The organism is Pantoea sp. At-9b (assembly GCF_000175935.2).
Classification (GTDB): domain Bacteria; phylum Pseudomonadota; class Gammaproteobacteria; order Enterobacterales; family Enterobacteriaceae; genus Pantoea.
This window is the reverse complement of sequence record NC_014837.1, coordinates 1758804-1784035: the sequence shown is the minus strand read 5'-3', so window position 1 is coordinate 1784035 and position 25232 is coordinate 1758804. Positions and strand designations below refer to the sequence as shown.

The 25232-nt window shown below is 54.1% G+C and carries 22 protein-coding genes; 7 read left to right on the top strand and 15 right to left on the bottom strand.

The window, feature by feature from the left end; translation table 11 throughout:
• Positions 1 to 143 precede the first annotated feature (143 nt).
• From PAT9B_RS08140 to otsB, 9 genes are all read right to left on the bottom strand, one after another.
• Positions 144 to 1811: a methyl-accepting chemotaxis protein gene (locus PAT9B_RS08140; protein ID WP_013508782.1), complete on the bottom strand. Its 1668-nt coding sequence runs from the start codon at positions 1809 to 1811 to the stop codon at positions 144 to 146.
• Between the two features lie 167 nt (positions 1812 to 1978).
• Positions 1979 to 2476, bottom strand: a complete 498-nt coding sequence (gene cheW / locus PAT9B_RS08135; RefSeq protein ID WP_013508781.1) for a chemotaxis protein CheW — start codon at positions 2474 to 2476, stop codon at positions 1979 to 1981.
• Between the two features lie 23 nt (positions 2477 to 2499).
• Positions 2500 to 4485 (bottom strand): chemotaxis protein CheA, encoded by a 1986-nt coding sequence (cheA, locus tag PAT9B_RS08130; RefSeq protein ID WP_190274658.1) that lies wholly within the window; start codon positions 4483 to 4485, stop codon positions 2500 to 2502.
• Positions 4486 to 4495: 10 nt separating this feature from the next.
• Positions 4496 to 5524 (bottom strand): flagellar motor protein MotB, encoded by a 1029-nt coding sequence (gene motB, locus PAT9B_RS08125; protein WP_013508779.1) that lies wholly within the window; start codon positions 5522 to 5524, stop codon positions 4496 to 4498.
• The gene (gene motA / locus PAT9B_RS08120) at positions 5521 to 6408 is read right to left on the bottom strand and encodes a flagellar motor stator protein MotA (protein WP_013508778.1); all 888 of its coding nucleotides are present in this window, start codon (positions 6406 to 6408) and stop codon (positions 5521 to 5523) included. Before motA ends, motB begins: the two co-directional genes overlap by 4 nt.
• A gap of 132 nt (positions 6409 to 6540) precedes the next feature.
• Positions 6541 to 7119, bottom strand: coding sequence for a flagellar transcriptional regulator FlhC (flhC, locus tag PAT9B_RS08115; protein ID WP_013508777.1), 579 nt, complete (start codon positions 7117 to 7119; stop codon positions 6541 to 6543).
• Complete coding sequence (gene flhD, locus PAT9B_RS08110) at positions 7119 to 7469, bottom strand: flagellar transcriptional regulator FlhD (RefSeq protein ID WP_013508776.1); 351 nt, start codon at positions 7467 to 7469, stop codon at positions 7119 to 7121. The genes flhC and flhD overlap by 1 nt, the downstream gene beginning before the upstream one ends.
• Positions 7470 to 8501: 1032 nt before the next feature.
• Complete coding sequence (gene otsA, locus PAT9B_RS08105) at positions 8502 to 9938, bottom strand: alpha,alpha-trehalose-phosphate synthase (protein ID WP_013508775.1); 1437 nt, start codon at positions 9936 to 9938, stop codon at positions 8502 to 8504.
• Positions 9935 to 10723 carry a trehalose-phosphatase gene (gene otsB / locus PAT9B_RS08100; RefSeq protein ID WP_013508774.1) on the bottom strand — a complete coding sequence of 263 codons (789 nt, stop codon included), beginning with the start codon at positions 10721 to 10723 and terminating at the stop codon, positions 9935 to 9937. Before otsB ends, otsA begins: the two co-directional genes overlap by 4 nt.
• A 406-nt stretch (positions 10724 to 11129) precedes the next feature.
• Between otsB and PAT9B_RS08095 the strand changes: the two genes are divergently transcribed.
• Entirely contained in the window at positions 11130 to 12473 is a 1344-nt protein-coding gene (locus PAT9B_RS08095) for a glycoside hydrolase family 28 protein (RefSeq protein WP_013508773.1), read from the top strand.
• Positions 12474 to 12582: 109 nt separating this feature from the next.
• Positions 12583 to 13023 (top strand): translesion error-prone DNA polymerase V autoproteolytic subunit, encoded by a 441-nt coding sequence (gene umuD / locus PAT9B_RS08090; protein ID WP_013508772.1) that lies wholly within the window; start codon positions 12583 to 12585, stop codon positions 13021 to 13023.
• Between the two features lie 39 nt (positions 13024 to 13062).
• Here umuD and PAT9B_RS08085 read toward each other — a convergent pair whose 3' ends face one another.
• From PAT9B_RS08085 to PAT9B_RS08070, 4 genes are all read right to left on the bottom strand, one after another.
• Positions 13063 to 15492 carry a membrane-bound PQQ-dependent dehydrogenase, glucose/quinate/shikimate family gene (locus PAT9B_RS08085; RefSeq protein WP_013508771.1) on the bottom strand — a complete coding sequence of 810 codons (2430 nt, stop codon included), beginning with the start codon at positions 15490 to 15492 and terminating at the stop codon, positions 13063 to 13065.
• A 394-nt stretch (positions 15493 to 15886) separates the two neighbouring features.
• Complete coding sequence (locus tag PAT9B_RS08080; protein ID WP_013508770.1) at positions 15887 to 16666, bottom strand: ABC transporter ATP-binding protein; 780 nt, start codon at positions 16664 to 16666, stop codon at positions 15887 to 15889.
• Complete coding sequence (locus tag PAT9B_RS08075) at positions 16663 to 17427, bottom strand: ABC transporter permease (RefSeq protein WP_013508769.1); 765 nt, start codon at positions 17425 to 17427, stop codon at positions 16663 to 16665. The genes PAT9B_RS08080 and PAT9B_RS08075 overlap by 4 nt, the downstream gene beginning before the upstream one ends.
• 11 nt (positions 17428 to 17438) lie before the next feature.
• Complete coding sequence (locus PAT9B_RS08070; protein WP_049792204.1) at positions 17439 to 18410, bottom strand: ABC transporter substrate-binding protein; 972 nt, start codon at positions 18408 to 18410, stop codon at positions 17439 to 17441.
• A gap of 292 nt (positions 18411 to 18702) precedes the next feature.
• Here PAT9B_RS08070 and umuC point away from each other — a divergent pair, with 292 nt between their 5' ends.
• Positions 18703 to 19965 (top strand): translesion error-prone DNA polymerase V subunit UmuC, encoded by a 1263-nt coding sequence (gene umuC / locus PAT9B_RS08065; protein WP_041525765.1) that lies wholly within the window; start codon positions 18703 to 18705, stop codon positions 19963 to 19965.
• 10 nt (positions 19966 to 19975) lie between these two features.
• On the opposite strand, the gene PAT9B_RS08060 is transcribed toward umuC, so the two are convergent.
• On the bottom strand, positions 19976 to 20479 hold the full coding sequence (locus PAT9B_RS08060; protein ID WP_013508766.1) for an ATP-binding protein: 504 nt from the start codon (positions 20477 to 20479) through the stop codon (positions 19976 to 19978).
• A gap of 111 nt (positions 20480 to 20590) precedes the next feature.
• Here PAT9B_RS08060 and PAT9B_RS08055 point away from each other — a divergent pair, with 111 nt between their 5' ends.
• The 4 genes from PAT9B_RS08055 (at position 20591) to dcuR (ending at position 24191) form a co-directional block, all read left to right on the top strand.
• The gene (locus PAT9B_RS08055; protein WP_013508765.1) at positions 20591 to 21157 is read left to right on the top strand and encodes a flavin reductase family protein; all 567 of its coding nucleotides are present in this window, start codon (positions 20591 to 20593) and stop codon (positions 21155 to 21157) included.
• A gap of 64 nt (positions 21158 to 21221) precedes the next feature.
• Positions 21222 to 21761, top strand: coding sequence for a peptide-methionine (S)-S-oxide reductase MsrA (msrA, locus tag PAT9B_RS08050; protein ID WP_013508764.1), 540 nt, complete (start codon positions 21222 to 21224; stop codon positions 21759 to 21761).
• 76 nt (positions 21762 to 21837) lie between these two features.
• Positions 21838 to 23475 carry a sensor histidine kinase gene (locus PAT9B_RS08045; RefSeq protein ID WP_041525928.1) on the top strand — a complete coding sequence of 546 codons (1638 nt, stop codon included), beginning with the start codon at positions 21838 to 21840 and terminating at the stop codon, positions 23473 to 23475.
• Entirely contained in the window at positions 23472 to 24191 is a 720-nt protein-coding gene (dcuR, locus tag PAT9B_RS08040; RefSeq protein WP_013508762.1) for a two-component system response regulator DcuR, read from the top strand. Before PAT9B_RS08045 ends, dcuR begins: the two co-directional genes overlap by 4 nt.
• Here the strand turns inward: dcuR and PAT9B_RS08035 are convergent.
• On the bottom strand, positions 24185 to 25150 hold the full coding sequence (locus PAT9B_RS08035; RefSeq protein ID WP_013508761.1) for an FAD:protein FMN transferase: 966 nt from the start codon (positions 25148 to 25150) through the stop codon (positions 24185 to 24187). The two genes, dcuR and PAT9B_RS08035, sit on opposite strands and share 7 nt — an antisense overlap.
• Positions 25151 to 25232: the final 82 nt, after the last annotated feature.

Here is a 25232-nt window from a genome sequence, read left to right as displayed (position 1 = left end):
AGGGTGTTTAACTGACTTTACAAATTAAAACTCTGTCTTTTATGTTGATTGCAGAGTTTTATAACTAAAAAAATTAACAACAAAAAAAATGCGCCTTTATCTGGCGCATGTTTTTTTCGTACCGGGATGCGTCTGCAAAAGAATCAGAACGTTTCCCAGTTGCTGTCGCCGACCGGGGCGGTGACCGCTTTGCGCGGCGTAGCCAGCACTTTTGGCGCAATCTGCGGATGACGCGTCACCCCACCTGTCGCCTGGGTACGCGGGATATTAAACACCGATACCGACTGGCTTAAGCGACTGGCCTGCTCTTCCAGCGAGGCTGCGGCCGCCGCTGACTGTTCCACCAGCGAGGCGTTCTGCTGCGTCACGCGGTCCATCTCGGTCACCGCCTGACCGACCTGATCGATACCGCGGCTCTGCTCGTCTGACGCCGAGGCAATTTCGCCCATGATGTCCGTCACGCGGGTGACCGCATTGACGATATCGCTCATGGTTTCCCCCGCCGTACCCACCAGTTCAGAGCCGGTATTGACGCGATTCACCGAGTCTTCAATCAGACCTTTGATCTCTTTCGCCGCCTGGGCGCTGCGCTGTGCCAGGCTGCGCACCTCACCGGCCACCACCGCGAAACCACGCCCCTGCTCACCGGCACGTGCCGCTTCCACCGCGGCGTTGAGCGCGAGGATATTGGTCTGGAAGGCGATACCGTCGATCACGCTGGTAATATCAGCGATTTTCTTCGAACTGCCGGCGATATCCTGCATGGTCCGCACCACGCCATCCACCACCGTGCCGCCTTTCTGCGCAGTTTCCGAGGCGCTGAGCGCCAACTGCGACGCCTGGCGCGCATTCTCGGCGTTCTGTTTTACCGTGGCGGTCAGCTGTTCCATGCTGGCAGCGGTCTGCTCCAGCGAGGCGGCCTGTTCTTCCGTGCGCGCCGACAGATCATTGTTTCCGGCAGAGATCTCGCTGGCACCGGTAAAGATGGCGTCAGAGCCGTCGCGCACGTTACTGACGGTGCGTACCAGCGACTGCTGCATCTCATGCAGGTTGGTCGCCAGTTGGGTCATTTCATTGCGTCCTTCGATGGCGATGGTTTGCGTCAGGTCACCCTGCGCGATGTGCTGAATATGACGGATATTGCTGTTCAGCGGGTTGATCAGCACCTTACGCAGACCAAACCAGCACAGCACAATCACCGCGACCACCACCGCCATCACCAGCCCAAGCAGCCACATCATACGTTTGTAAGCAGTAAGGTTGGCCGCCACTCCGGCTTCAGTCAGGCGATCCTGGTCGGCACGCCACTGCGTGTAATCCAGTAAAAACGCACTCTGGGACGGTGCCACCGGAAGTTGACCGGCTTTCTCAATCTCGTTGGCCTGCAAGGCAGCCTGCATCTGGTTTAACGCACTGGCGTAAGCGGCGTAGGTCTCATCCAGATGTTTGTTCAGTTGTACATCCTGGCCTGGGGTATCCGGCGTGTTTTTGAACAGCTGGTAATTATCTGCGGCTTTATCCTGAAAACCTTTGCTTTGCTGATACAGCGAGGTGAGATCGGCGGTTTCGCCCGACAATTTGCTGTTAGCCATGCGAAGCATAATGCGCGTCAGCAGTACCCGGCTCTGGTTGAGGCTCATATACGCATCATTGATCGCTGCGGTATTTTTGCTCGCCAACTGCGCGACATTGAAACTGGTTTTGTCATCACTCAATGCTTTAAAAAACAGCGAGCCTGACGCGAGCTGCAAAAAGCCAAAGATCAACAACACCAGCAATAAGCTGGTGACAACACGGATTTTCGTAAACATACCTTGCCCTGAAAAGTGAAAAAAATGCAGTGGGGTTATCGGCGTGGTATTGATGAAATTGAGAGCAAAAGGTGAATTAATTGCAAAATTGTTGTTGATTTATAAGGGATTATTTCTATGGGAAATGATAACGGGCCGGACGCGCCGACCCGCTAATTGATCCGGTCTTATACGCTACGCAGCGTATCAACCAGCGCCATCTCTTCGCTGCTCAGCAGCTTTTCGATATCCACCAGAATCAACATGCGCTCACCCAACGCGCCGAGGCCGGTCAGATACTCCGTAGACATGGTCACGGCGAATTCCGGTGCCGGGCGGATTTGATCTTGTGTCAGCGACAGTACGTCAGAGACACCATCCACCACGATACCCACCACGCGATGCTCCAGATTCAGCACGATCACCACGGTGTTCTCGTTGTAATCCACATCCGGCTGGGAAAACTTCACACGCAGATCGATAATCGGCACAATCACGCCGCGCAGGTTGGTCACACCTTTGATAAATTCCGGCGTGTTAGCGATGCGCGTTACCTGATCGTAGCCACGAATTTCCTGCACTTTCAGGATATCGATACCGTACTCTTCATCTCCCAGGGTGAAGACTAAGAACTCCTGGCCCACGGTTTCGCCAGCGATTTTCGTCACGGTTGCCATTCCAGTCATTGTATTTACCTTTTCATTATCGATTACGCTGCGGCACCGGCCACACGTTTTTCACGGTTCAGCGATTGCAGGGCTGAGACATCCACAATCAGCGCCACGCTGCCATCGCCAAGGATGGTGGCGGCTGAAATGCCCGGCACTTTGCGATAGTTACTTTCGAGGTTTTTCACCACCACCTGATGCTGACCAATCAGCTGATCAACCAGCAACGCATAGCGACGGCCTGCGCTTTGCAGGATCACCACAATGCCCTGCGTGGCATCGGTTTTGGCGTGTTGCACATCGAACACATTCCACAACTCCACCAGCGGCAGATACTCGCCACGCACTTCCAGCACGCGCTCGCCACCGGCCAGCGGTTTCAGTTCTTCCGCGCGCGGTTGCAGCGATTCCATCACCGCGTTGAGTGGCAGAATGAAGACTTCATCCGCGACACGTACCGACATCCCGTCGAGGATAGCCAGCGTCAGCGGCAGCAGAATGCGAATGGTGGTGCCTTTGCCCTGCTTCGAGGCGATTTCGACGTGGCCGCCCATCTCCTGAATATTACGTTTCACCACATCCATGCCCACGCCACGGCCCGACACATCGGTAACCTGCTCGGCGGTGGAGAAGCCCGGCGCAAAGATCAGCATGCCGACTTCTTCGTCACTCATGCTTTCACTGACCGGCAGGCCAGACGACATCGCTTTCGCCAGAATGCGTTCGCGGTTAAGGCCTGCGCCATCATCGACCACTTCAATACAGATGTTGCCACCCTGATGTTCCGCAGACAGCGTCAGGTTGCCCACACCGCTTTTGCCCGCCGCCAGGCGTTTTTCCGGCGATTCGATACCGTGGTCAAGGCTGTTACGTACCAGGTGAGTTAACGGATCGATAATACGTTCGATCAGGCTCTTATCCAGTTCGGTCGAACTGCCGAGCAGCGTCAGTTCCACTTCTTTGCCCAGCTTGCTGGCCAGATCGCGCACCAAACGCGGGAAGCGGCTGAAGACATACTCCATCGGCATCATACGGATCGACATCACCGATTCCTGGAGGTCACGTGCGTTACGCTCCAGTTGTCCCATGCTGTTCAGCAGATCGCCATGTGCCACCGGGTCCAGTTCGCCGGAACGCTGTGCCAGCATCGACTGGGTAATCACCAGTTCACCCACCAGGTTAATCAACTGATCAACTTTCTCTACCGCAACGCGGATACTGCTGGATTCGCTGGCTTTGGCCGGTGCCGCGGCACGTTTGGTTTCGCGCTTAGCCGGTGTGATGTCGGTAACGGTAGCGCTGGGTGCCGGTTCAACGGCCACCTCCGGCTCAGCGACTGGCGCGGCAACCGGTGCAGCAGCCCCTTCCGGGAAGCGAATCTGTGCTTCTTCGATCACAAAGCACAGTACGGCGACGATGTCATCTTTACCTACGCCGTCGATGGTGGCTTCCAGCGTGTTAGCGCCTTTTACCACATCGCTCAATGTGCCGAGATTGCCCAGTTCTTCCAGCAACAATTCTGGCTCTTTCTCTTTCAGGTCAACCAGTTGCAGGCGCAGCCCCGCACTGCTGGCAGCCGGTGCGGCAGGCACGTCGTTCACCACCACGGCAGCCACCGCCGGTGCGGCAGGTGCTACCCCTTTGGCTTCCAGCGCCAGCTGACGCAGGGCTTCGCAGATGTAGTTAAAGCTTTCTGCGTTCGGTTCCTGCGCGGTTTTATAGGCATCGAGCTGTTCCTGCATAATATCTTTGGTTTCCAAAAACAGGTTGATGATGTCAGTGCTGAGCGCCATTTCGCCACGACGCGCACCATCCAGAATGTTTTCCAGGATGTGAGTGGTTTCCTGTAAAACGGTAAAGCCGAACGTACCGGCTCCGCCCTTAATCGAGTGGGCGGCGCGGAAGATGGCATTCAACTGTTCGGAATCTGGCTCCTGCGGGTCCAGTCCCAACAGATGTTGCTCCATGTCCGCTAACAGCTCATCGGCCTCATCAAAAAACGTCTGGTAAAAATCGCTGATGTCCATGCTCACGGGATCACCTCGGCTGTGAGGAGTGGTCAGTAGTCACCGCACTTGCGCCCGGATTGGCCGGAGCAGCAGGCGTCGCCGAGGCAGCCGGCGCAGCCGGTGTCGTTGAAGCTGCGGGTGCTGTCGGCGCAGCCGGAACGGCGGGCGCGGTAATATCGGGGATTATCTGTGCCGGGTCGCTAACCTGGACGGCGTCGCTCTCGGCGTTCTCTTTTTCAATTGCTGCTTCAGTGTCGTGGTTCAACACCAACAGGCTAATGCGGCGGTTAACAGCATCATTACCCCCGCGATTTTTCAGTTTCATGGTGTCGGCCATACCGACTACACGCAGCATTTTGCTGCCATCCAGGCCGCCCATCATCAGTTCACGGCGTGACGCGTTGGCGCGATCCGCCGACAGTTCCCAGTTGCTGTACCCACGATCGCCGGTGGCATACTGGAAATCATCGGTATGGCCCGCGAGGCTGATTTTGTTCGGAATATCGTTCAGCACAGGCGCAATCGCGCGCAAAATATCGCGCATGTAGGGCTCCACCTCGGCGCTGCCGGTTTTAAACATCGGTCGGTTCTGGCTATCGATAATCTGAATACGCAGCCCCTCCTCCACCATGTTGATAATCAGATGCGGACGCAGCGCTTTCAAACGCGGATCGGCCTCAATCAACTGGTCAAGTTTTTCACGCAGGCGATTCAGGCGAATATCATCCAGCTGACGTTTCTGCGCATCCATATCAACCACTTTTTTGACTTCACCGTCTTTTTTGGTCGGATCGTCACCGCCGCCAGGAATCGGGCTGTCGCTGTCGCTACTGCGCTGCCCACCGGTCAACGCAACTTTCAACGGCGTTCTGAAGTATTCTGCTATTTGTACCAGCTGCTGCGGGTTTGCAATCGACAGCAGCCACATCACCATAAAGAACGCCATCATCGCCGTCATAAAGTCGGCATAGGCAATCTTCCACGAGCCATGGCCTCCTTCATGTCTTTTATGTTTGCGCCGTTTAATCAGCACAATGGGGCGATTGCCATGCTTCATGAGGCTTCATCCGAGGTCTGTTTGGCCGGGTTTTTCGCGTTACGCACGTGTTCTTCCAGCTCCTGGAATGACGGACGCTCAGTGGAGTACAGGGTTTTACGACCAAACTCCACCGCGATCTGCGGCGCATAACCGTTAAGGCTGGAGAGCAACGTCACCTTAATGCACTGCATCATCTTGGTGGATTCAGCACATTTCTGACGTAACACCGAAGCCAGCGGCGAAATAAAACCGTAAGCCAGCAGGATGCCGAGGAAGGTTCCCACCATCGCATGGGCAACCAACGCGCCCAGCTCGGCCGCCGGACGATCCGCCGACGCCAGTGCGTGTACCACACCCATTACTGCCGCCACGATACCAAAGGCCGGTAAGCCATCGCCGACCGCCGATAAACTTTGAGCTGGCACTTCACACTCGTGTTCATAGGTCTCAATTTCTTCGTCCATCAACGCTTCGATTTCGAACGCGTTCATATTTCCGCTGACCATTAAACGCAAATAATCGGTAATAAAATCCACTAACTGTTTATCGGCCAGAATACGGGGATAGTTAGCGAAAATTTCACTCTGGCTGGGGTCTTCAATATCACGTTCCAGTGACAGCATCCCCTGCTGACGGGATTTCGCCATCAGGCGATACAGCAGAGCCATTAAATCCATGTAAACGGCTTTGTTATATTTCGAGCCGCGCATTAACAAAGGAAATGCTTTTAAGGTCTTTTTAATTGCCTTGCCATTGTTACCGACCAAAAAAGCACCAACAGCGGCACCGCCAATTATCAGCAACTCTGACGGCTGATAAAGCGCGCCCAGATGGCCGCCAACCAACAAGTAGCCGCCTAACACGGACCCGAGGACCACGATATAACCCAGAATAATCAGCACAAAAAAATCCTTACGTCCGTAACGTGTTGGTGGAAGTTAAGCCAGAGAGCCGCAGGTGTTATTCACAAACGTAGCGCAAAAAAAAAGCAGCGGATTAACCGCTGCTGGATGGCTTCCACGATGCGAACAAACTTAAACGGCGTGTTTAACCTGTTCATCCAGCAGTTGTGGAAAGGTATCGGCAGAATCTGCAGAAAGTTTACGTCTTTTTACGGCGCGTGATGGCGGCTGGCACAGGCTGCACACAAAGCTGCCTGCTGGCTGATGTGCATGGTTGATAAAGCTACCGTTGCAGCATTTGCAGTCGGAGAGTTCCAGCATGCCGCTTTCGACAAAGCGTACCAGCGTCCAGGCGCGCGTCAGCGCCAGTAGCGGGCCGTCATCAGATTGTGGGCACTGCTCAAGATAGAGACGATACGCTTTGATCACGGCTTCCACGCCGTTGCTCAACCCGGTTTTCAACAGGAACTGCCAGGCGTTGCAGAACATTGACGCGTGAATGTTTTGTTCCCAGGTCATGAACCAGTCAGTAGAGAATGGCAACATCCCTTTTGGCGGCGGGCTACCACGAAGTTCTTTGTACAGCTTAATCAGACGACCACGGCTCAGCTGCGTTTCGCTTTCCAGCATTTGCAGTCGCGCGCCCAGCGTAATCAACTCCATGGCGAGTTGAATGTCACGCGCTTCCTGAACAATACTTTTTTCGCTCATTATACCGCCCTCTTTTTCGTGCCAACGTCGTCCTTGGACGCGTTACGCAATAAACGGCTGGATAATAAAATACCGGTGTGGATTTGCTGTAAATCATCCACGCGAGATTCTTGTGTCAGGCGATTAATAATGTTGTGGTCAGTAAAGCGGAACTGGCAAACCAGTTGATTGGTTTCCGCTAATTTTACCATCTCAGGTAGAGTTAATTGTGACAATGCATCGGCCATCGACTCATCGATGCCCAAACGAAACATTGCTGAAGCTTTTTCCTGGTTAATTAAACGCTGAGCAAGTAACAAATATGACAAGTTGATGTCATAAATATGTTTTAGTAATTCTGATGTACCCATTTTTTCCATCCTGATAGACGCGACATATATACGGCCACAGAAAGAATATCTCTATGGTTCGGGTTGCTGGTTGGTAAATCTAAAGATGGCAAAAAATATTCAGGCATAAGCCAAACGTGTACTGAACTGTTTCACTTCCCACCGGGACACTGATCAGTAGTAGTCATAACTCCAGGCCAATCTTTTCTTGAGTTCTAACCATCTTCCGTGACGTCTGCTTACAGTTTTTTAAGACTATTCTGAAAACAAGGCAAATCTATATCGTCTGATTTCGACATACAACGTGATAAGTGTGAAATTTTAGATAAAGTGTGATCTACGTCACACTTTTAAGGCAAATTTTTTCTCCAACCCTTCAGCTTTGCTTTTCTGTTGCTCATTTTTTGAGCAAAAATGCATTATTTCGCTAATATTTCCCTGCCGATTCGCTTACAAATCGCTATCGGGTAAATCGCCGCGTTAAAGCGATCTTTTATCTGCCTCATTGCGATTAGGTCATGGTAACGCACCAGGATTAAACCGATAGCCAGCATAAAATGCTAAATTAAGTCGAAATTATTCGCTTTCAAATTAATCACTTACAGGGAATATTGCAGAAAGGCATGAACAACCGGTCGCAAACGTTATGTGAATAGTCGGCGTAGAGCGGCAACGTAGCGTTAACGGTTCGTAGGGAGTGTTTAGTGAACGACAGTGGATGTAACAATGCGTTACATTAGGGATATGAATGAATCGCTGCGCTTACGCATTGATGTATCCAAACTATCGGCAAATGCCTGGGGATCTTTAGGATTGCATCGCGAAAAAAACCGTTTTTACTCTCGAATGCTGCTTTTTTGAGCAAAAATAAGCCAATTGCCTGATATATCGTATATTCGCTGGTTAACGAAAAAGCATCGATTGCGGGGCGTAATAATGAGAGAGGAAAGTGAATGTAAACGCTGTCAGCGTAGCGGCACGATTTATCGCGCGTTTTTTACCGACAGCGCAGCACAGGACGCGATAAATCGCGCCCTGTGCTCTGAGCGTGCATTATGCCAGCTTAGGGAAGGTGGCGACTTTATGCGCCATACCGTGATCCGCACTGCGTGCTGGCAGCGCGTTTAAATCCGCCAGAAAACGCTCACGCCAGTGCGAGATATCATGTTGCCGCAATACCGCCATCATGTCGTTATAGCGCGATATACGCTCGGTACGCGGCATAGTCAGCGCCCGGTCCAGCGCGGCGGCGACTTCATCACGATCATAGGGGTTGACGATCAAGGCCGACGTCAGCTCGTTGGCGGCACCGGCAAACCGCGACAAAATCAGCACCCCAGGATCATCCGGGTCTTGCGCCGCCACGTACTCTTTCGCCACCAGATTCATCCCATCACGCAACGGGGTGATCAGACCGACATCCGTCAGACGGAAAATCTTCATCAACAGTCGACGATCAAAGTGCTGATTGAGGTAATACAGCGGCGTCCAGCCCAGCGTGCCATATTTCCCGTTGATGCGACCGGCTTCGGTCTCCAGCTGATGCCGAATATCCTGGTAAGCCTGTACCTCGCCGCGTGAGGTCGGCGCAATCTGCGAATAACGGATGTTGCCGCGATGCTGCGGGTAGTGCTCCAGCAACGCTTCATAGGCAAGAAAGCGCTCCGGCAATCCTTTGGAATAATCCAGCCGCTCACAGGCGATAATATTTTGCACATCCCCCAGTTCACGCTTCATCGCGGCCATTTTCGGGGGCAACGGCCCTTCCGCCATCTCTTTAATGCTGTCCGGCTCAATACCGATGGGATAGACCTCGGTCATAAAGGTATTGCCGAACGCCCGATGCTTCTTCTCCCCTTTATTCTGTAACTGCGTCAGCTGACTCAGGCTATCGAGGAAAGCCACGCGATCGGATTCTGTCTGGAAACCCAACAAGTCATAATCGCACAGCATCTCCAGCAGCGCCTGATGAGGCGGCAAGGCATTGAAGATTTCCGGCGTCGGGAACGGGATATGCAGAAAGAATCCGATGCGGTTATTAATGCCCTGTTTGCGCAACTCGGCGGCAAAGGGCAGCAGATGATAATCGTGAATCCATAAAATATCGTCCGGTTGTAACAGCGGTTTCAGGCGATTCGCCAACAGGGTATTGACGCGGCAATATCCCTCCCAGGCTTCGCGCTGAAATTGCACCAGATCGAGACGATAGTGAAACGCAGGCCAGATAACGGTATTGGAGAACTGGCAATAATAGAGATCATAATCATTTTGATTCAACGGCATCGCGGCATAGGTGATGCCGTCATACTCGCTGACACTCACCTCATCCTCTTCTTCACCGGAAATCTCGCTGATCTCGCCGTTCCAGCCAAACCATAATCCTCCGGTGGTTTTCAGCGCATCCAGTAACCCAACGGCGAGGCCGCCAGCACTGGCTTTGCTCCCATCAGGAATGGCGATACGGTTAGATACGACTACTAAGCGACTCATAACCTTGACTCCTTACCGACGTTGTCATGCTTTGATTGTAATAGTAATTGTTCCAGCCAGCTCCAGACCGCATCCACACTGCTGAGGCGGTAACGGGCATGGCTTGCCCCTTCTCCGACCTTGACGGAAATCCCACCCAGCGCGTTCACCGCCAGGAAGCCTTGTTCGTCTGTCAGGTCATCACCCACAAATACCGGAATGCGTCCGGCAAAAGGCGCTTCGCGCATAAAGTCACGAATCGCCGCACCTTTATCGATGCCCTGCGGTTTCAGTTCCACCACGCATTTTCCCGGTTGCAGTGCCAACCCCGGAAAACGTGCGACGGCATCCTCCGCCAGCTTGATCACCGCCTGTTCGTACTCCATCGCCCGGCGATAATGCAGCGCAAACGCCATCCCTTTGGCCTCAAGCTGGGTGCCGGGCCATTGATCCAGCGTGTCCTGCAATTCCTGATGCAGCGTTTGCGCAACGTCGGCAGGCAGTGACTGGCGATGAATACGGCCACTGGCATCGCGGCGTTCGGCGCCATGGACGCCTGCCGCTGAGGCTTCCAGCGGCGCAACCAATTCATCCAGTTGCGCAATCGGACGGCCCGATACCAGCGCCAGTGCGCCATGGTTGAGATTGGAGAGTTGTTGCAGATGCTGGCGCACCGATGCGGGTATGGCAACCAACTCGGGCTGCGGCTGAATAGTGGCCAGCGTGCCATCAACATCAAAAAAGAAGGCATAAAGCCCGCCGCTCAACGACGGTAGGGTGCTGTTTTCATGTACCGCTGGGGTCACGTCACTCCTCCTGGGCGAATGGCTGATAGCAATAGCGATGTTCGGAGGCAGGTTGCGTGCAGGAAATGATACGTAGAACGGGGAGGGTTTTCCGACAGGATGGTATTTCGATGGGTAACGCTCCACAAATAAACAAGTTTATTGTCAACACAGTAACCAGACTGCGAACATCATCGCAGTTAAGTGTAGACACGGATGAGGATTTTGCCAAAAACAGCGGGCGGAAGCAGCAATGCTCAGGTGACTAACGCGCAATATTTGCTTGCATTTGCCGGGCAAAAATACATAGAAAAAACAAATACTCAATAAAACGCCGCCCCACGACACGGCTTTCTTCTACTCACCTTTTGCTCACAACGGTAAATTGACGTGATGTGCTCAACTTCCACGGATTAACGTCAATATTATGAAGAAAACAGCCCTTGGTTTTGCCTGCGCCGCCGTCAGTGTTACCCCCTTGTTCGCCGTTGCCGCGCCCTTCCATTGCTCCCCCGCTGATTTCGGTGGCAAGGGCGATGATAGCACGCTGGCTACCCGAGCGATTCAGCAGGCGATTGATCGCTGTGCGCAACAAGGCGGAGGTCACGTCACACTGGGGCCTGGCGTGTGGCTTTCTGGCCCGATCGTGTTAAAGAGCAACGTGACACTCGTGATTCCCGACGGCGTCACGCTGAAGGCCACACCTGATACCGCTCAGTTCGTGGATGCATTTCTTGGCAGGCCCACCCAGCCGAATGAAGCGTTTATCCTCGCCAATGGTGTCAGGCATGTCGCCATTGAGGGCGGCGGAACCATTGATGGCAACGGCGCGCAAGCCTGGTGGCCAGCGGCGATCGCGTTGCGCAACACCGTGAGGTCCGGTCATCCCGAGGCTTTTACGGCAAAATATCAAGGAATACCGCTGGCAAATGGCATGCCCAGGCCCTGGCTGGTAGAAATGAATAATGTGACCTCTTCAGAGATTCATAATATCCGGCTGACCAACTCGCCGATGTGGAACCTGGTACTGAGAAACAGCCAACACCTGAAGATTGATCAGCTGACTGTCGACAACCCCAGCACCGCGCCCAATACCGATGGTATCGATATCGTTTCTTCTTCAGACATCCTGATAAAACACGCCGACATCAGTACCGGTGATGATCATATCGCCATCAAATCCGGGATCAGCGCGGGCAGCGGAGTAAAATCTGAAAATATCGCTATTCAGGATTCGGTGATGAGACAAGGGCATGGGATCTCCCTGGGGAGCGAGACCATCAACGGCATTGGCAAAGTCACCGTTTCACATGTGAGATTTGTCGGGGCGGAAAATGGCCTGCGCGTGAAATCAGGTCGTGACCGGGGTAACAAGATTGGGCCATTGCAGGTTGACCACGTGACGATGACGGATGTTGCCACGCCGCTGCTGGTGACCGACAGCTACTCCGGCCAGGCGGGCGCGGCCGGTCATGCTCTGATTGCGCCGATCGCGGCTGCGCCCGTGACGCCGACCACGCCTGTTATATCGGGTATTGAGGTCAACCACCTTGCGGCGACGGGCGCTAAATACGCCATGATCTTGAGCGGATTGCCGGAAGCCCCGGTCACCGATGTCCGTCTGCGCCATATCGCGATCACCGCTGAATACGGCGTGCAGGCCCGATACGTCAACGCCAGCCTGGATCAGGTGTCCATTACCACCGATAAAGGAAAAGCCCTGGCGGTGGGACCGGCAGTGACCTTGCGGGGAGAAAAACTCGACAATTGATTGATATTTCTACGTTTTACAAAATTATATCGGGATGACGTATTGCGATCTCAGAATTGGCTGATAATAATACTGTATATACATACAGTTTTGTTCTTGAGAATTCGCCATGAAAGTTTATCCCTTTTCTCCCCTGGTGATGCGTCCGATGCCTGGTGCACCGCCGCATCAATTACCTCTCTTTCTTGAGCGGGTACGCTGCGGCTTCCCTTCCCCGGCGGCGGATTATATTGAACGCAAGCTGGATCTGAACGAGCATCTGGTCCCCCATCCCAGCGCCACCTATTTTGTGCGGGTGGAAGGTGATTCGATGCGCGACGCGAATATCAGTGAAGGAGATTTGCTGGTGGTCGACAGTGCGCTGGATGCGAAACACGGTGATATCGTGGTGGCAGCCATTAATGGCGAGTTTACAGTTAAACGGTTACAACAGTTTCCGCGCGTGCAGCTGCTTGCCATGAACCCGCGCTACGCGCCGATTACACCGGGAGAAGAAGAGGAACTGGAGATCTTCGGGGTGGTGACTTTTATTATTTATGCGGCACGTTGAATGAAAACGCCCGGCTCATTGCGCCGGGCGTTTTCAGCGTTACGCTTTGTCTGGCAAGGCGTAAGCAATCAGGTAATCACCCACATCCGGCGAGTGCGCGGCACCGCCTGCGGAGATCACGATGTACTCTTTACCGGTTTTCGCGGACTGATAAATCAGCGGCGAGGCGGTCGCTCCCACCGGCAGACGCACTTTCCACACCTCTTTCCCGGTTTTGCTGTCCAGCGCACGCAGGTAATTATCCTGGCTACCGGCAAAGAACACTAAACCGCTTTTGGTGGTGGTCGGGCCGCCCAGGGTCGGCATGCCCACCGGCATCGGCAGATGCGTTTTCACCCCCAGCGGACCGGTATCTTCCACCGTACCCATTGGCACCTGCCAGACGATCTTCTTACTGTGCAGATCGATGGCCGTCATGGTACCAAACGGCGGGTGCTGACACGGCACTTGCAGGAAGGAGGCAAAGTTATCCATCCGTACCCCAACGTAAGGCCCACTGATCTGCGGACGGATGGTGCCTGCCCATTGTGGGACTTCGTTCAGGGAGATTTTCTGCCCCTGCGCGGCTTCTTTACTCTTCAGCGCCATCAGCATACCCAGACGGATATCATTGACGTAAAGAATGCCGGAAGTTTCATCGATAGACACCCCACCCCAGTTCATGCCCCCCATGGTTGCCGGGAATTCCAGGTAGGTTTTTTCGCTGTTCGGCTGGAAGATGCCGGAATAGAGCGCCGATTTGAACAGAATGCGGCAGTAGAGCTGGTCAAACATGCTGACGCCCCACATTTTCTGCTCGTTCAGTTGCTCCAGGCCGATCGTCGGCATATCCACCGAGAACGGTTGGGTCGGTGACAGATGTTCTTCCTGCGCCGCCGGAGAGGTCGGCACCGCTTTCTCTTCGACTTTGCTCACCGGCTTACCGGTGCGGCGATCCAGTACGAAGATTTCACCCATTTTGCTGGTCTGAATCAGCGCAGGCACCACTTCGCCCTGCTCATTCTTCATGTTGTACATCACCGGCTGCGACGGTAAGTCGTAGTCCCAAATATCGTGATGTACCGTCTGGAAGACCCATTTGGTTTTACCGGTGTTAACGTCAAGCGCAATCACCGATGAACCGAATTTCTCTTTCGCCGCGTTGCGGTTGCCGCCCCAATAGTCCGGCGGACCATTACCGGTGGAGACATACACCAGGCCGAGATCTTTATCATAGGTTGGGATGGCCCAGACATTCGGGGTACTCAGGGTATAGTGATCATCACCCTGCTTCGCCCCTTCGACGTTGCCCACATCCCATGCCCACGCCAGCGAACCGTCACGGACATCGTAGGCACGCAGCACACCTGATGGTTCATCTTCCGTGATATCACGCACCCAGGAACCGAACACCGTCAGGTGGCCCATGATCACTGGCACACTGGTCGGGTGATAACGGCGGCTATCGGCGGTATCTCCCATGCCCTGTTGCAGATTCACCATACCGTTCTGACCGAAGTTCGGACACAACGCGCCGGTATGCGCATCCAATGCAATCAGGCGGGCATCAACGGTGGAAACGATAATACGCTGACGACAGGCGGTATCGGTATACGCCGCTTTCTGCTCCGCGCTCAGGGTTTCGTCGCTGTCATAGTCGTAATAACCGACGCTGCGGCAAGTGACGTGTTCATAGGTACGCGCATGGGGATCGAATTTCCAGATGGGCTTGCCGGTATCGGCATCCACTGCCGCAATCAGGTTTTCCGGCGTACAGGTATAAAGGACGGAGCCAATCTGAATCGGCGTGTTTTCATCGACACCCGCCGCATTACCCGTCAGGCGACGCCCAGTATGATAGGTCCAGGCCACCTGCAAATCTTTAACGTTATCCGCGTTGATCTGATCGAGCGGCACAAAACGGGTGCCGCTGGCGTTACGGCTGATATAGCGCCAGTCTTGACCCGCTTTGGAAGCATCGCTATCGGTTGGCTGCAATGGCTCGGCGGAGACCGCTTCCGGGTTATAGACGGTGTTGTGCGGGAAAAAACCCCCAATAAACGTGGCGATCAGCGCCACAAACACCACCAGGCTAAGTCCACCGGAGAGACGGCGTTGTAGTGACAAGGCACCTTTATCCGTGGCCGTCACCAGCAGGCTCAGCAGGAATAACAGCGCAGGCACCACCAGACGCGGTAACAGATCCCAATAAATGAAGCCCCCCACTTCCGCCAGCGACCAGATAAGCGTCAGCGCAAAGATCAGGCAAGAAAAATAAAAACCCGTGACTGGCTTTTTAAAATAGAGCACCACCAGCACGATATAGGCGATACCGGCAATCAGATAATATGCCGATCCCCCGAGTGAAATAAGTTTCCCGCCGCCAATAATAATGGCGATGGCGGTCGCCAGCGTGAGCAACGCAAAAATAATGCTCAGGACAAATGACAAGCCTGAACGCCGTCCAGACCGTTGTTCCTTAATATCCATACACTCCCCGATTATTTACAATGGTGACATGTTAGTTAAAATCGTAAGGACTGTATGTTTGTGTTAAGCAGATGTCAATAAATGTAAATCCACATATATTTCATCACTACTTGAAAACAAAACAATAACATTTAACACCATAACCAGCATAATGCGCCCCACCTAATTAACTACCGTAATTAATTATCAGGCTGAAAAAGACATCATCCCGTTTATTAATGGTTTAAGAATGAATACCCTGACATTTTACAGGTTAAAATATTTGCGTTTGCTGGTTATTCTCGGGCGGGGATAATTTCAGGAAGTCATTACATCAGGTGGGCTATCGCGGTAAATAACCGCACTTTTTATACTTTCCGTAGCGGTGCAATTGATCACACCGCTACGGCAGCAGCTAACCCGCCATCTCACGTTTAAACACGGCGAGCGTATGCGCTTTCACCCGTACAAATTCCGGGTGGCTCATCATCTCAGCAGTGCGTGGGCGTGGCAGTTCAAACGGGACAATCTCGGCCACGCGCGTAGGCCGCCGCGTCAGTAACAGGATTTCATCCGCCAGAAACACCGCATCCTCCAGATCATGTGAGACGATCAGCATGGTAACACCGGTCGCCAACTGTACCTGCTGTAATTTATCGCGGATGAACAGCGTCATCTCAAAGTCGAGAGCGGAGAACGGCTCATCAAGGAACATCACTTCGGGTTTGGTTGCCAGCGCGCGCATAATACACACCGTTTGCTGTTGTCCGCCGGACAGCTCATACGGATAACGTTGCAGATCGAAGCGAATATCAAACATCTCCGTCAATTCAGTCACGCGTTGTTTAACCGCCGCCGCCTTCATCCCCTGACGTTTTAACGGATAAGCAATATTGTGCCAGGCGGTTAACCAGGGAAAAAGCGCATCACGGTAATTCTGGAACACGTACCCGATATTGGTTTCCGCCAGGGTTTTGCCGTCGAACAGAATTTGCCCACGATCGACCGGAATCAATCCGGCAATCATGTTCATCAACGTCGATTTACCGCAGCCATTGGGACCAAATATCGAGACGATCTTCCCTTTGGGAAAATCGAGGTTGAGATCCTGGTACAACGGCTGTCCGGCGAAGCTTTTATCGAGTCCACGCAGGGTGACATGGGTATTGGGTTGCGGATAATCGGGTTTCTTCATGATTTGCCACTCCAGTGCACACAGCGTTTTTCAATCAGCAGAAAACCCAGGTTCAGCAGATAGCCAAAGGCACCGGTGATCAGAATCGAGGCATACATATCTTTAATGTTGAACAGCTGCTGCGCATCAATAATGCGGTGCCCCAGCCCGGTTTCAGAACCAATAAACATTTCGGCGACGATGACGATCACCAGCGCCATCGACACGCCGGTGCGCAATCCGACAAAGGTTTGCGGCAGGCTTTCCATCAGCATGATGTCTTTGAACACATGCCAGCGAGAAACGCCCATCACCTGCGCTGCCATAATGCGGGTTTTCCTCGCGTTCATCACGCCGTAGGCGCTGTTAAACAGGATCACCAGCACCGCCGCAAAGGCGGCGATGGCGATTTTGTTGGTATCGGTAATGCCGAAGATCAGCATAAACAAGGGGATGAGGGCGGATGAGGGGGTGGAGCGGAAAAAATCCACCAGAAACTCGACGCTGCGATACAAACGTTCACTACTGCCGAGCATAACCCCCAGCGGTACGCCGATAACCGCCGCCACCACAAAGGCCATCAGGGTACGGTAAAGCGTATCGCCGATATCCTGATTCATGCTGCCATCCGCCAGCGCGCTAAACAGATAGCCAAGGGTTTCCCCCGGCGAGGGCAACAGCACCGGGTTAAGCCATTTGGCGCTGACCGCCGTCTGCCAGAGAAGAAATAACAGCAACGGTCCGATCAGTGGCAACAACCTGCGACGCCAACTCTGCATCATGGCACCTCTCCTTATGCGCGATAGATCAGGGGTTCAACCTGCAGTGGCTTGCTGAAAATTTTCCGCTCGGCAAACACATCATAAAACTTCTGGAACCATTGCAGATTGGTGCCGGTTAACTGGTCATACATCACAAAGCCGGGCAACGGCACTTCTTTCACCAGCGCCGCTTCAATACCGGTGTAACCGGCCACATATTGCCGCGCCTCTTCCGGCTGTTGCTGGATAAATTTGACCGCAACACCGTAGGCATCAATCACCTGTTGCGCGCGGGCCTTGTCGGCATTGATAAAACTGCTGGTCAGCGCTGCCGCACCGCCAAACCACGGCGCACTGGCATCGCCCAGCACATATTTAGCAATCACCCCGGTTTCCAGCACTTTGCCCATGCCTTTCATGCGGGCCACCGTGCCGGTCGGTTCCAGCGTGTACACCCCATCAATCTGCCCGGCAGCTAACGATGGCGCATGTTGCCCAACCGGCAGCTCGATCACCTTGGTATCCGTAAAACCATTCTTCTCCAGAATAATTTTCGCCATGGTGACGTTCTGAATACCCGGACCGCTGGCAATGCGTTTACCCTTCAGATCGCTGATCGATTTGGCGCTACTGTTGACCGGCACCAGAAACTCATCCAGTACCATTTTTTCATTGGAAGGATTCGAACAGATAATTTTGAACAGGTCCGGGCTGGTAATCGCCCCCAAGCCCAACGCCCCGGTAGCGGTGCCGTTGGCGCAACCATGGATTCGCCCGGTAATCATCGCTTCCACCACCTGCTGCGGGCTGGCGAATTTGACGGCACGCACCTTCAAACCCGCTTGTTTGAATATCCCTTTCTCAATACCGGCATATAAAGGCAGACCGCCGACAATCGGCCAGTAGCCAATCAGAATCTCATCGTCTGCGGCCATCGCCGCTGGACTGCCCAGCATGCCACTGAGCGCGACACCACCTAATGCCAGCATCGAATATTTCATCATCTGGCGACGCTGAGCGTTAATTTTCTCTTTATCATTGTTGCGCACGGTGATTCCCCCAAGTGGTTGACTGGTATGCGGCCTTGTATACAAGCCACTGGCAACTATGCAGAAGTTGTGCCAGATCACAGAATTACCGTGCGTTAAGGTTTTCTCACTGTAGCTTAATCAATGAGGGAAAGTTAATGGTGCATCCGGCGCACCATCGCGGGACAGTCTTGTTGCGAATCAGAGCTTGACGGATACTGCTAACTTGCAAATACTGTATATAAACACAGTTATCAAGATGTTCACCATGTACGCACTTGTCGACGTCAACTCCTTCTACGCCTCCTGCGAAACCGTGTTCCGCCCGGACCTGCGTGGCAAACCGATTGTGGTGCTGTCCAACAATGACGGCTGCATTATCTCGCTCAGCAAAGAGGCAAAGAAACTCGGTATCAAAATGGGTGCACCTTATTTTAAGCAGCGTGAAGCCTTACAACGCCATCAGGTAGTGGTGTTCTCCTCCAACTATGCGTTGTATGGCGATATGTCGCGACGGGTGATGGAGACGCTGGAACAGATGGCTCCACGCGTTGATGAGTATTCCATCGATGAAGCCTTTGTTGATGTAACCGGTGTCGATAACTGCATGACGCTGGAGGCGTTTGGTCGCCAGATGCGCAATCGTCTGTATAAAGAAACCCATCTGCGCGTCGGCGTCGGCATCGCCCCGACAAAGACGCTGGCGAAACTGGCAAACTGGGCGGCCAAACGCTGGACCCGGGCAGAGGGGGTGCTGGATCTCTCCGCCCCGCTGCGTCAACGTAAGCTGATGGCCATGGTGCCGGTGGACGAAGTCTGGGGCGTCGGGCGGCGGCTGGCGAAACGGCTCAACCTGATGGGCATCGAGCGTGCCTTACAACTGGCCGACACGCCCACGGCATTGATCCGCAAACAGTTTGGCGTGGTGCTGGAACGCACGGTGCGCGAGTTGCGCGGCGAGGCGTGTCTGGCGTTTGAAGAGGTGATCCCGCAGCGGCAAAATATTCTTTGCTCGCGATCCTTTGGCGACCGGGTGACCGAATATGACGATATGCGCGAAGCCATCAGTAACTACGCAGCACGTGCCGCCGAGAAGCTACGCAGCGAGCGCCAGTATTGCCGCCATATCGGCACCTTTATCCGCACCAGCCCACACGATCCACATCATCCTTACTATGCCAACTCCGCCACAACCACCCTGGTGACACCGACCCAGGATAGCCGCGACATCATGCACGCGGCACTCCGCTGTCTGGATAAGATCTGGATCCCCGGCAAACGTTATATGAAAGGCGGCGTGATGCTGGGGGATTTTTTCAGTGATGGCGTAGCGCAGTTTGACCTGTTTGCCGACTATCAGCCACGGCGCAATAGCGAGCAGCTGATGCAGTTAATCGATCAGATGAATGGCCACCAGCGTGGTGCGTTGTGGTTTGCCGGTCAGGGGATGCAGAAAGCCTGGTCGATGAAACGTGAAATGCTGTCGCCCGCCTACACCACCCGATTTTCTGATGTGCCGGTGGTGCGCTAGAGAGGGCGCACTAATGATGGATTACCGTAAACCCTTCATCCGGCTGCGGTGCCACAAAGTAGCTGCTGATCAGCGCAAATTGCGCATCGGTGGCGGCGAAATCATGTTCACCCGTCGCATTGCGCGCATGTAGCCGCGCTTTGCACTCCTCATCGGAAACATCGAGGAAATGGAGCTGGTGTGCCGCATCAGCAGCCTGAATCACCGCTTTCATCCATTGGCGGTTTTGCAGCGTGTTGGCCGGGAAATCCAGCACCACCGAGACACCGCAGCGCAGCAGTGAGATCAGGTGCGGCGTCATCGCATTACGCAGCTTCGCCGCACAGCGCACATAATCCGTCACCTCACGCATTTCATCGGCAAACAGGTGCGCCAGCCAGGCATCCTCGCTAATGATCACCGCCCCGGTTTCCTGGGCCAGCCGATGGGCCAGCGTCGATTTTCCTGCCGCAATTTTGCCGCACAGCAGATGCAAGGTCGCAGGGGATTGTGTTAACGCACGCGCAGACGCCATAGAACCGCTCCTTTTAAGATGACTGCATACCATGCCTGTAATTGGCGCGCAGGTAAAGACCTGCGCAGGTTCGCTACACTTACCACATCCTGCGAGAAAAGGAGCAACGCAATGAGTCAGAATCTCCATAAAATCGATTTTCCGGTCAGCAAAGCGCGGAAATATCTGGAACCCGGGCCGGTGGTGCTGGTCAGCTCGCAATATGAAGGTCAGCACGACATCATGACACTCGGCTGGCATACCATGCTGGAGTTCTCGCCGTCGTTAGTCGGCTGCATGATCGCCAATGGCAACGTGAGCCATGACCTGATCCGCCATAGCGGTCAGTGCGTGATCAACGTGCCCGCCGCCGATTTGATCGACAGTGTGGTGGCGATTGGCAACAGTCACGGTGACAGTATCGACAAGTTCGACGCCTGCAAACTGACCGCAGAACCCGCCAGCAAGGTCAATGCGCCGCTGATTAAGGAGTGCTTCGCCAGTTTTGAATGTCAGTTGTACGACGATACGATGGTGGATAACTACAATCTGTTTATCTTTGAGATCGTTAAAGCGCATGTGGCGGACAAGCCGGAGTTTCCTCCCACCCTGCACTACACCGGGGAAGGACGTTTTACCGTGATGAGCAACCTGCTGCTCGATAAACACCGCGACTTTAAGCCAGAAATGTTAATTTAAGCATGGTTGAATTCCCGAAAGCGCGCCCCCACAGTAACGCTTTCGCCCTGACAGGAGTAAAGACATGGCAATTGAATACGCGGTGATCGCGGGTGGCTGTTTCTGGTGTACCGAAGCAGTGTTTAAAAGTCTGATTGGCGTTGAGTCAGTTGAGAGTGGTTATACTGGCGGCACACGTGCCAATCCGACCTACGAGCAGGTATGCAGCGGTGCCACCGGCCACGCAGAAGCGATCCGCATCGGTTTTGATCCGGCGCAGATCAGCTTTGGCGATCTGCTGGATGTCAGCTTTGTCACCCATGACCCTACCCAACTGAACCGCCAGGGCAACGACATCGGTACCCAGTACCGTTCCGCTATCTTCCCGGCCAATGCCGAGCAGGAAGCCGAAGCTATCGCGGCCATCGCCCGTGCTCAGGAAGAGAACAAAGATCCGATCGTGACCACCATTGAGCCGCTGGGCGAATGGTATCCGGCAGAAGATTATCACCAGGATTACTGGGATGGTGCCGGTCAGCGTAACGGCTACTGCCTGGCGGTGATCCCACCAAAATTGCAGAAGCTGAAGAAAAATTTTGCCAATCGGGTAAAATCGCAGGGCTAATGCGATCCGGGTGCGCGAAATGCGCACCCGTTATAAAAACCCGCGCAATATCTTGCGCCGCGACGATACCAGCCGAATGTCTGAACCCTACTCTCCGCCGGATTCTCCACCGCGTAAGCGGCCAATCAAATTGAATACCCTGGTCACGCTGATGCTCAGCGCGGTGATCGCCTTAGTGCTGCTCAGCGTCCATCTGATCTATTTCTTCCAAATTGGTGCAATGACGCGCATGCAACTGGAAGACAAAGCGATGGCCGTGGCGCGCACCCTGGCGGATTCGCCGGAAATCCAGCGCGCAGTACTCCTGCCGCCTGGCACCCTGCCCATCCAGCCGATCGCTCAGGAGATTCAGCAAAGTAATAACTTGCTGTTCGTGGTGGTCACCAATATGCAGGGTATCCGTTATTCACATCTCAACCCGGAGCTGGTCGGCCAACATTTTATTGGCGACGATATCGAACCGGCCCTGAGGGGTCATGAGAACGTCTCAGTGAATAAAGGCGCGCTGGTCAAAGCACTGCGCGTGTTTACCCCGATCTTTAACGCCCAGCATCAGCAAATTGGCGTGGTGGTGATAGGTATCTCGCTCAGCGCAGTAACCGATCAAATCAACCAGAGCCGCTGGAGTGTGTTGTGGACGGTGCTGATTGGCGCACTGGTCGGCGCACTGGGCACCTTAATCCTGGTGCGTGTACTAAAACGCATTCTGTTTGGTCTCGAACCCTATGAAATCTCGACGCTGTTTGAACAGCGTCAGGCCATTCTCAACTCGGTCAAAGAGGGCGTGGTGGCGGTCGACGATCAGGGTGAAGTGACGCTGGTCAATCAGGCGGCGCAGAAGCTGTTGAATGCCGAGATCGCCACCAGTGCCATCAGTGCCGAACGGATTTACGATGCCTCGGTGATCAATGCCCATTTGCAGGATGTGTTGCAGAGCGGCCGACCACGTCGTGACGAAGAACTGAACGTCAACGGTCACGTACTGCTGAGCAACACCGTGCCGGTACGCAGCCAGGGACGCACTATCGGCGCGGTTTGTACCTTCAGGGATAAAACCGAGATCAGCCAGCTAATGCAGCGCCTGAGCGGCATGGTAAACTATGTCGATGCGCTGCGTGAGCGTTCGCATGAATTTATGAATAAGCTGCACGTGATCCTCGGCCTGCTGCATATGAAAAACTATGCGCAGGTCGAAGCCTATGTGCTGAAGACCGCCAATAACTATCAGACCGAAATTGGCTCGCTGGTGCAGAAAATTAAGTCACCGGTGATTGCCGGGTTCTTGCTCAGTAAGATCAATCGGGCATCCGATCGCGGTCATCGCCTGACTATCAGTGACGCCAGCTTCTTACCCGACAGCGGTAACGAGCAGCAGATGGCGGTATTGATTACCGTGATTGGTAACCTGGTGGAGAATGCGCTGGATGCACTGAGCGAGCAGACGGACGGAGAGATCCATGTGATGTTGCACTACCAGAATGGCTGGCTGGCGTGTGAAGTGAGCGATGATGGCCCCGGCATTGACCCTGACGTGCTACCGACCATTTTTGACAAAGGCTTCTCCACCAAAGGTGACGATCGCGGTGTCGGTCTGTTCCTGCTGAAGCAGCAAACCGAAAGCCTGGGCGGCGACGTCAGCGTGGAATCAGAACCCGGCGTTTATACTCAATTTTTAGTCCAGCTCCCCTGGGATGGAGGAAATCAAACCGCATGATCAACGTGTTAGTCGTCGACGATGATGCCATGGTGGCAGAGCTTAATCGCTGCTATATCGGCCAGGTACCCGGCTTTAGCTGCTGTGGCACCGCCTCAACGTTGCAGCAGGCCAAAGAGAAGATCCTCAACAGTGAACCGCCCGTGGATCTGGTGTTGCTGGATATTTATATGCAACAGGAAAACGGTCTCGATCTGCTGCCGGAGCTGCGCACCGCCAACAGTCCGGTAGAGGTCATTATCATCTCTTCTGCCGCCGATGCCGCGACCATCAAAACCTCGTTGCACTACGGCGTGGTGGATTACCTGATTAAGCCCTTCCAGTTCCCGCGTTTTGAAGAAGCGCTGACCCAATGGCGGCAGAAAAAATCGCTGATGGATAACCAACACTACTATCAGCAATCGGATGTCGACTTACTGATTCACGGCAGCCCGGCAACTCAGCACGATAGCAAACGCCTGCCCAAAGGGCTGACGCCGCAAACCTTGCGCACCCTGTGTCAGTGGATCGATGCCCATCCGGGTATTGAGTTTTCCACCGATGAACTGGCGGCCGAGGTGAATATCTCGCGCGTCTCCTGCCGTAAATATCTGATCTGGCTGGCACAGATCAACATCCTGTTCACCAGTATTCATTACGGTGCCACCGGCCGCCCGGTATACCGCTATCGTCTGCAACCGGAATACCATTCGCTGCTGCAACAATATTGTCAGTAACGCAGTTGCCACGCCGCATCCAGCGGCTCAAAGCTGAAGTGGCGCGCAGAGGAGCAGATAATCTGCCGATCGCGCGTCACAAACACCGCGTCCAGTTCGGGCTGGTCGGCAAGATACGCCAGCCCCTGCTCCACCCCCATGCCATACAGCAAGGTGGTGTAGATATCGCCATCAATCGAACGATCGGAAATCACCGTGATGCTCAGCAGTTCATTGTCGAGCGGATAACCGGTGCGTGGATCAAAGATATGGTGCCAGCAGCGACCTTCGTGCTCAAAGTAGCGTTCGTAGATACCGGAGGTCACCACCGATTTTCCCTGCACGCGCAGCACGCCGATCAGCTCATCCTCCCGGCCAAAGGGCTTTTTCAGGCCAATGCCCCAGCCTGCGGGGTCATGCGGCGGTGCCCCCAGCGTCTGCACATTGCCGCCGAGATTGATCAGCGCCTGCTGCACCCCCTGTTGGCGCAAAAAAGCCTGCACGCGATCGGCGATATAGCCCTTGGCGATGGCACCGAGGTCGATCTCCATCCCCGGCTGTTGCAGAAACACCGAACGTTCGGCCTCATTCAACACCACCTGATGCGGATCGGTCAGGTGCAGCAGCGCCGCGATCTCCGCTGCCGGTGGCACCTCATGGCCCTGAAAACCAATTTTCCAGCGTTTCACCACCGGCCCGATGGTGAAGTTAAAAGCGCTGTGCGGCAGCAGGCTCACCGCATGCGCCACGCTGATCAAGGCAAACACCGGCTCACTGACCACCACCGGATGGCGGCCCGCAGCGTGGTTGATCGCCATCACTTCAGAATCAGCACGATTGACGGTAAACAGATTCTCCTGCTGTTTGATCAGCCGGAACACCTGCGCCGCGAGGGATGCGTTGTCTTCGAAGAGTTTAAGCAGAATGGGCGAACCCATCAGAACGGCGGAATACGCATAGACGCCTGCGTCTGTAGTCATTATCGCCTCGTTCAGTTGTAGCGGCGCGATTTATCGCGCGGTTCTCAAAAGAGCGTGATAAATCACGCCGCTACGAATGGTT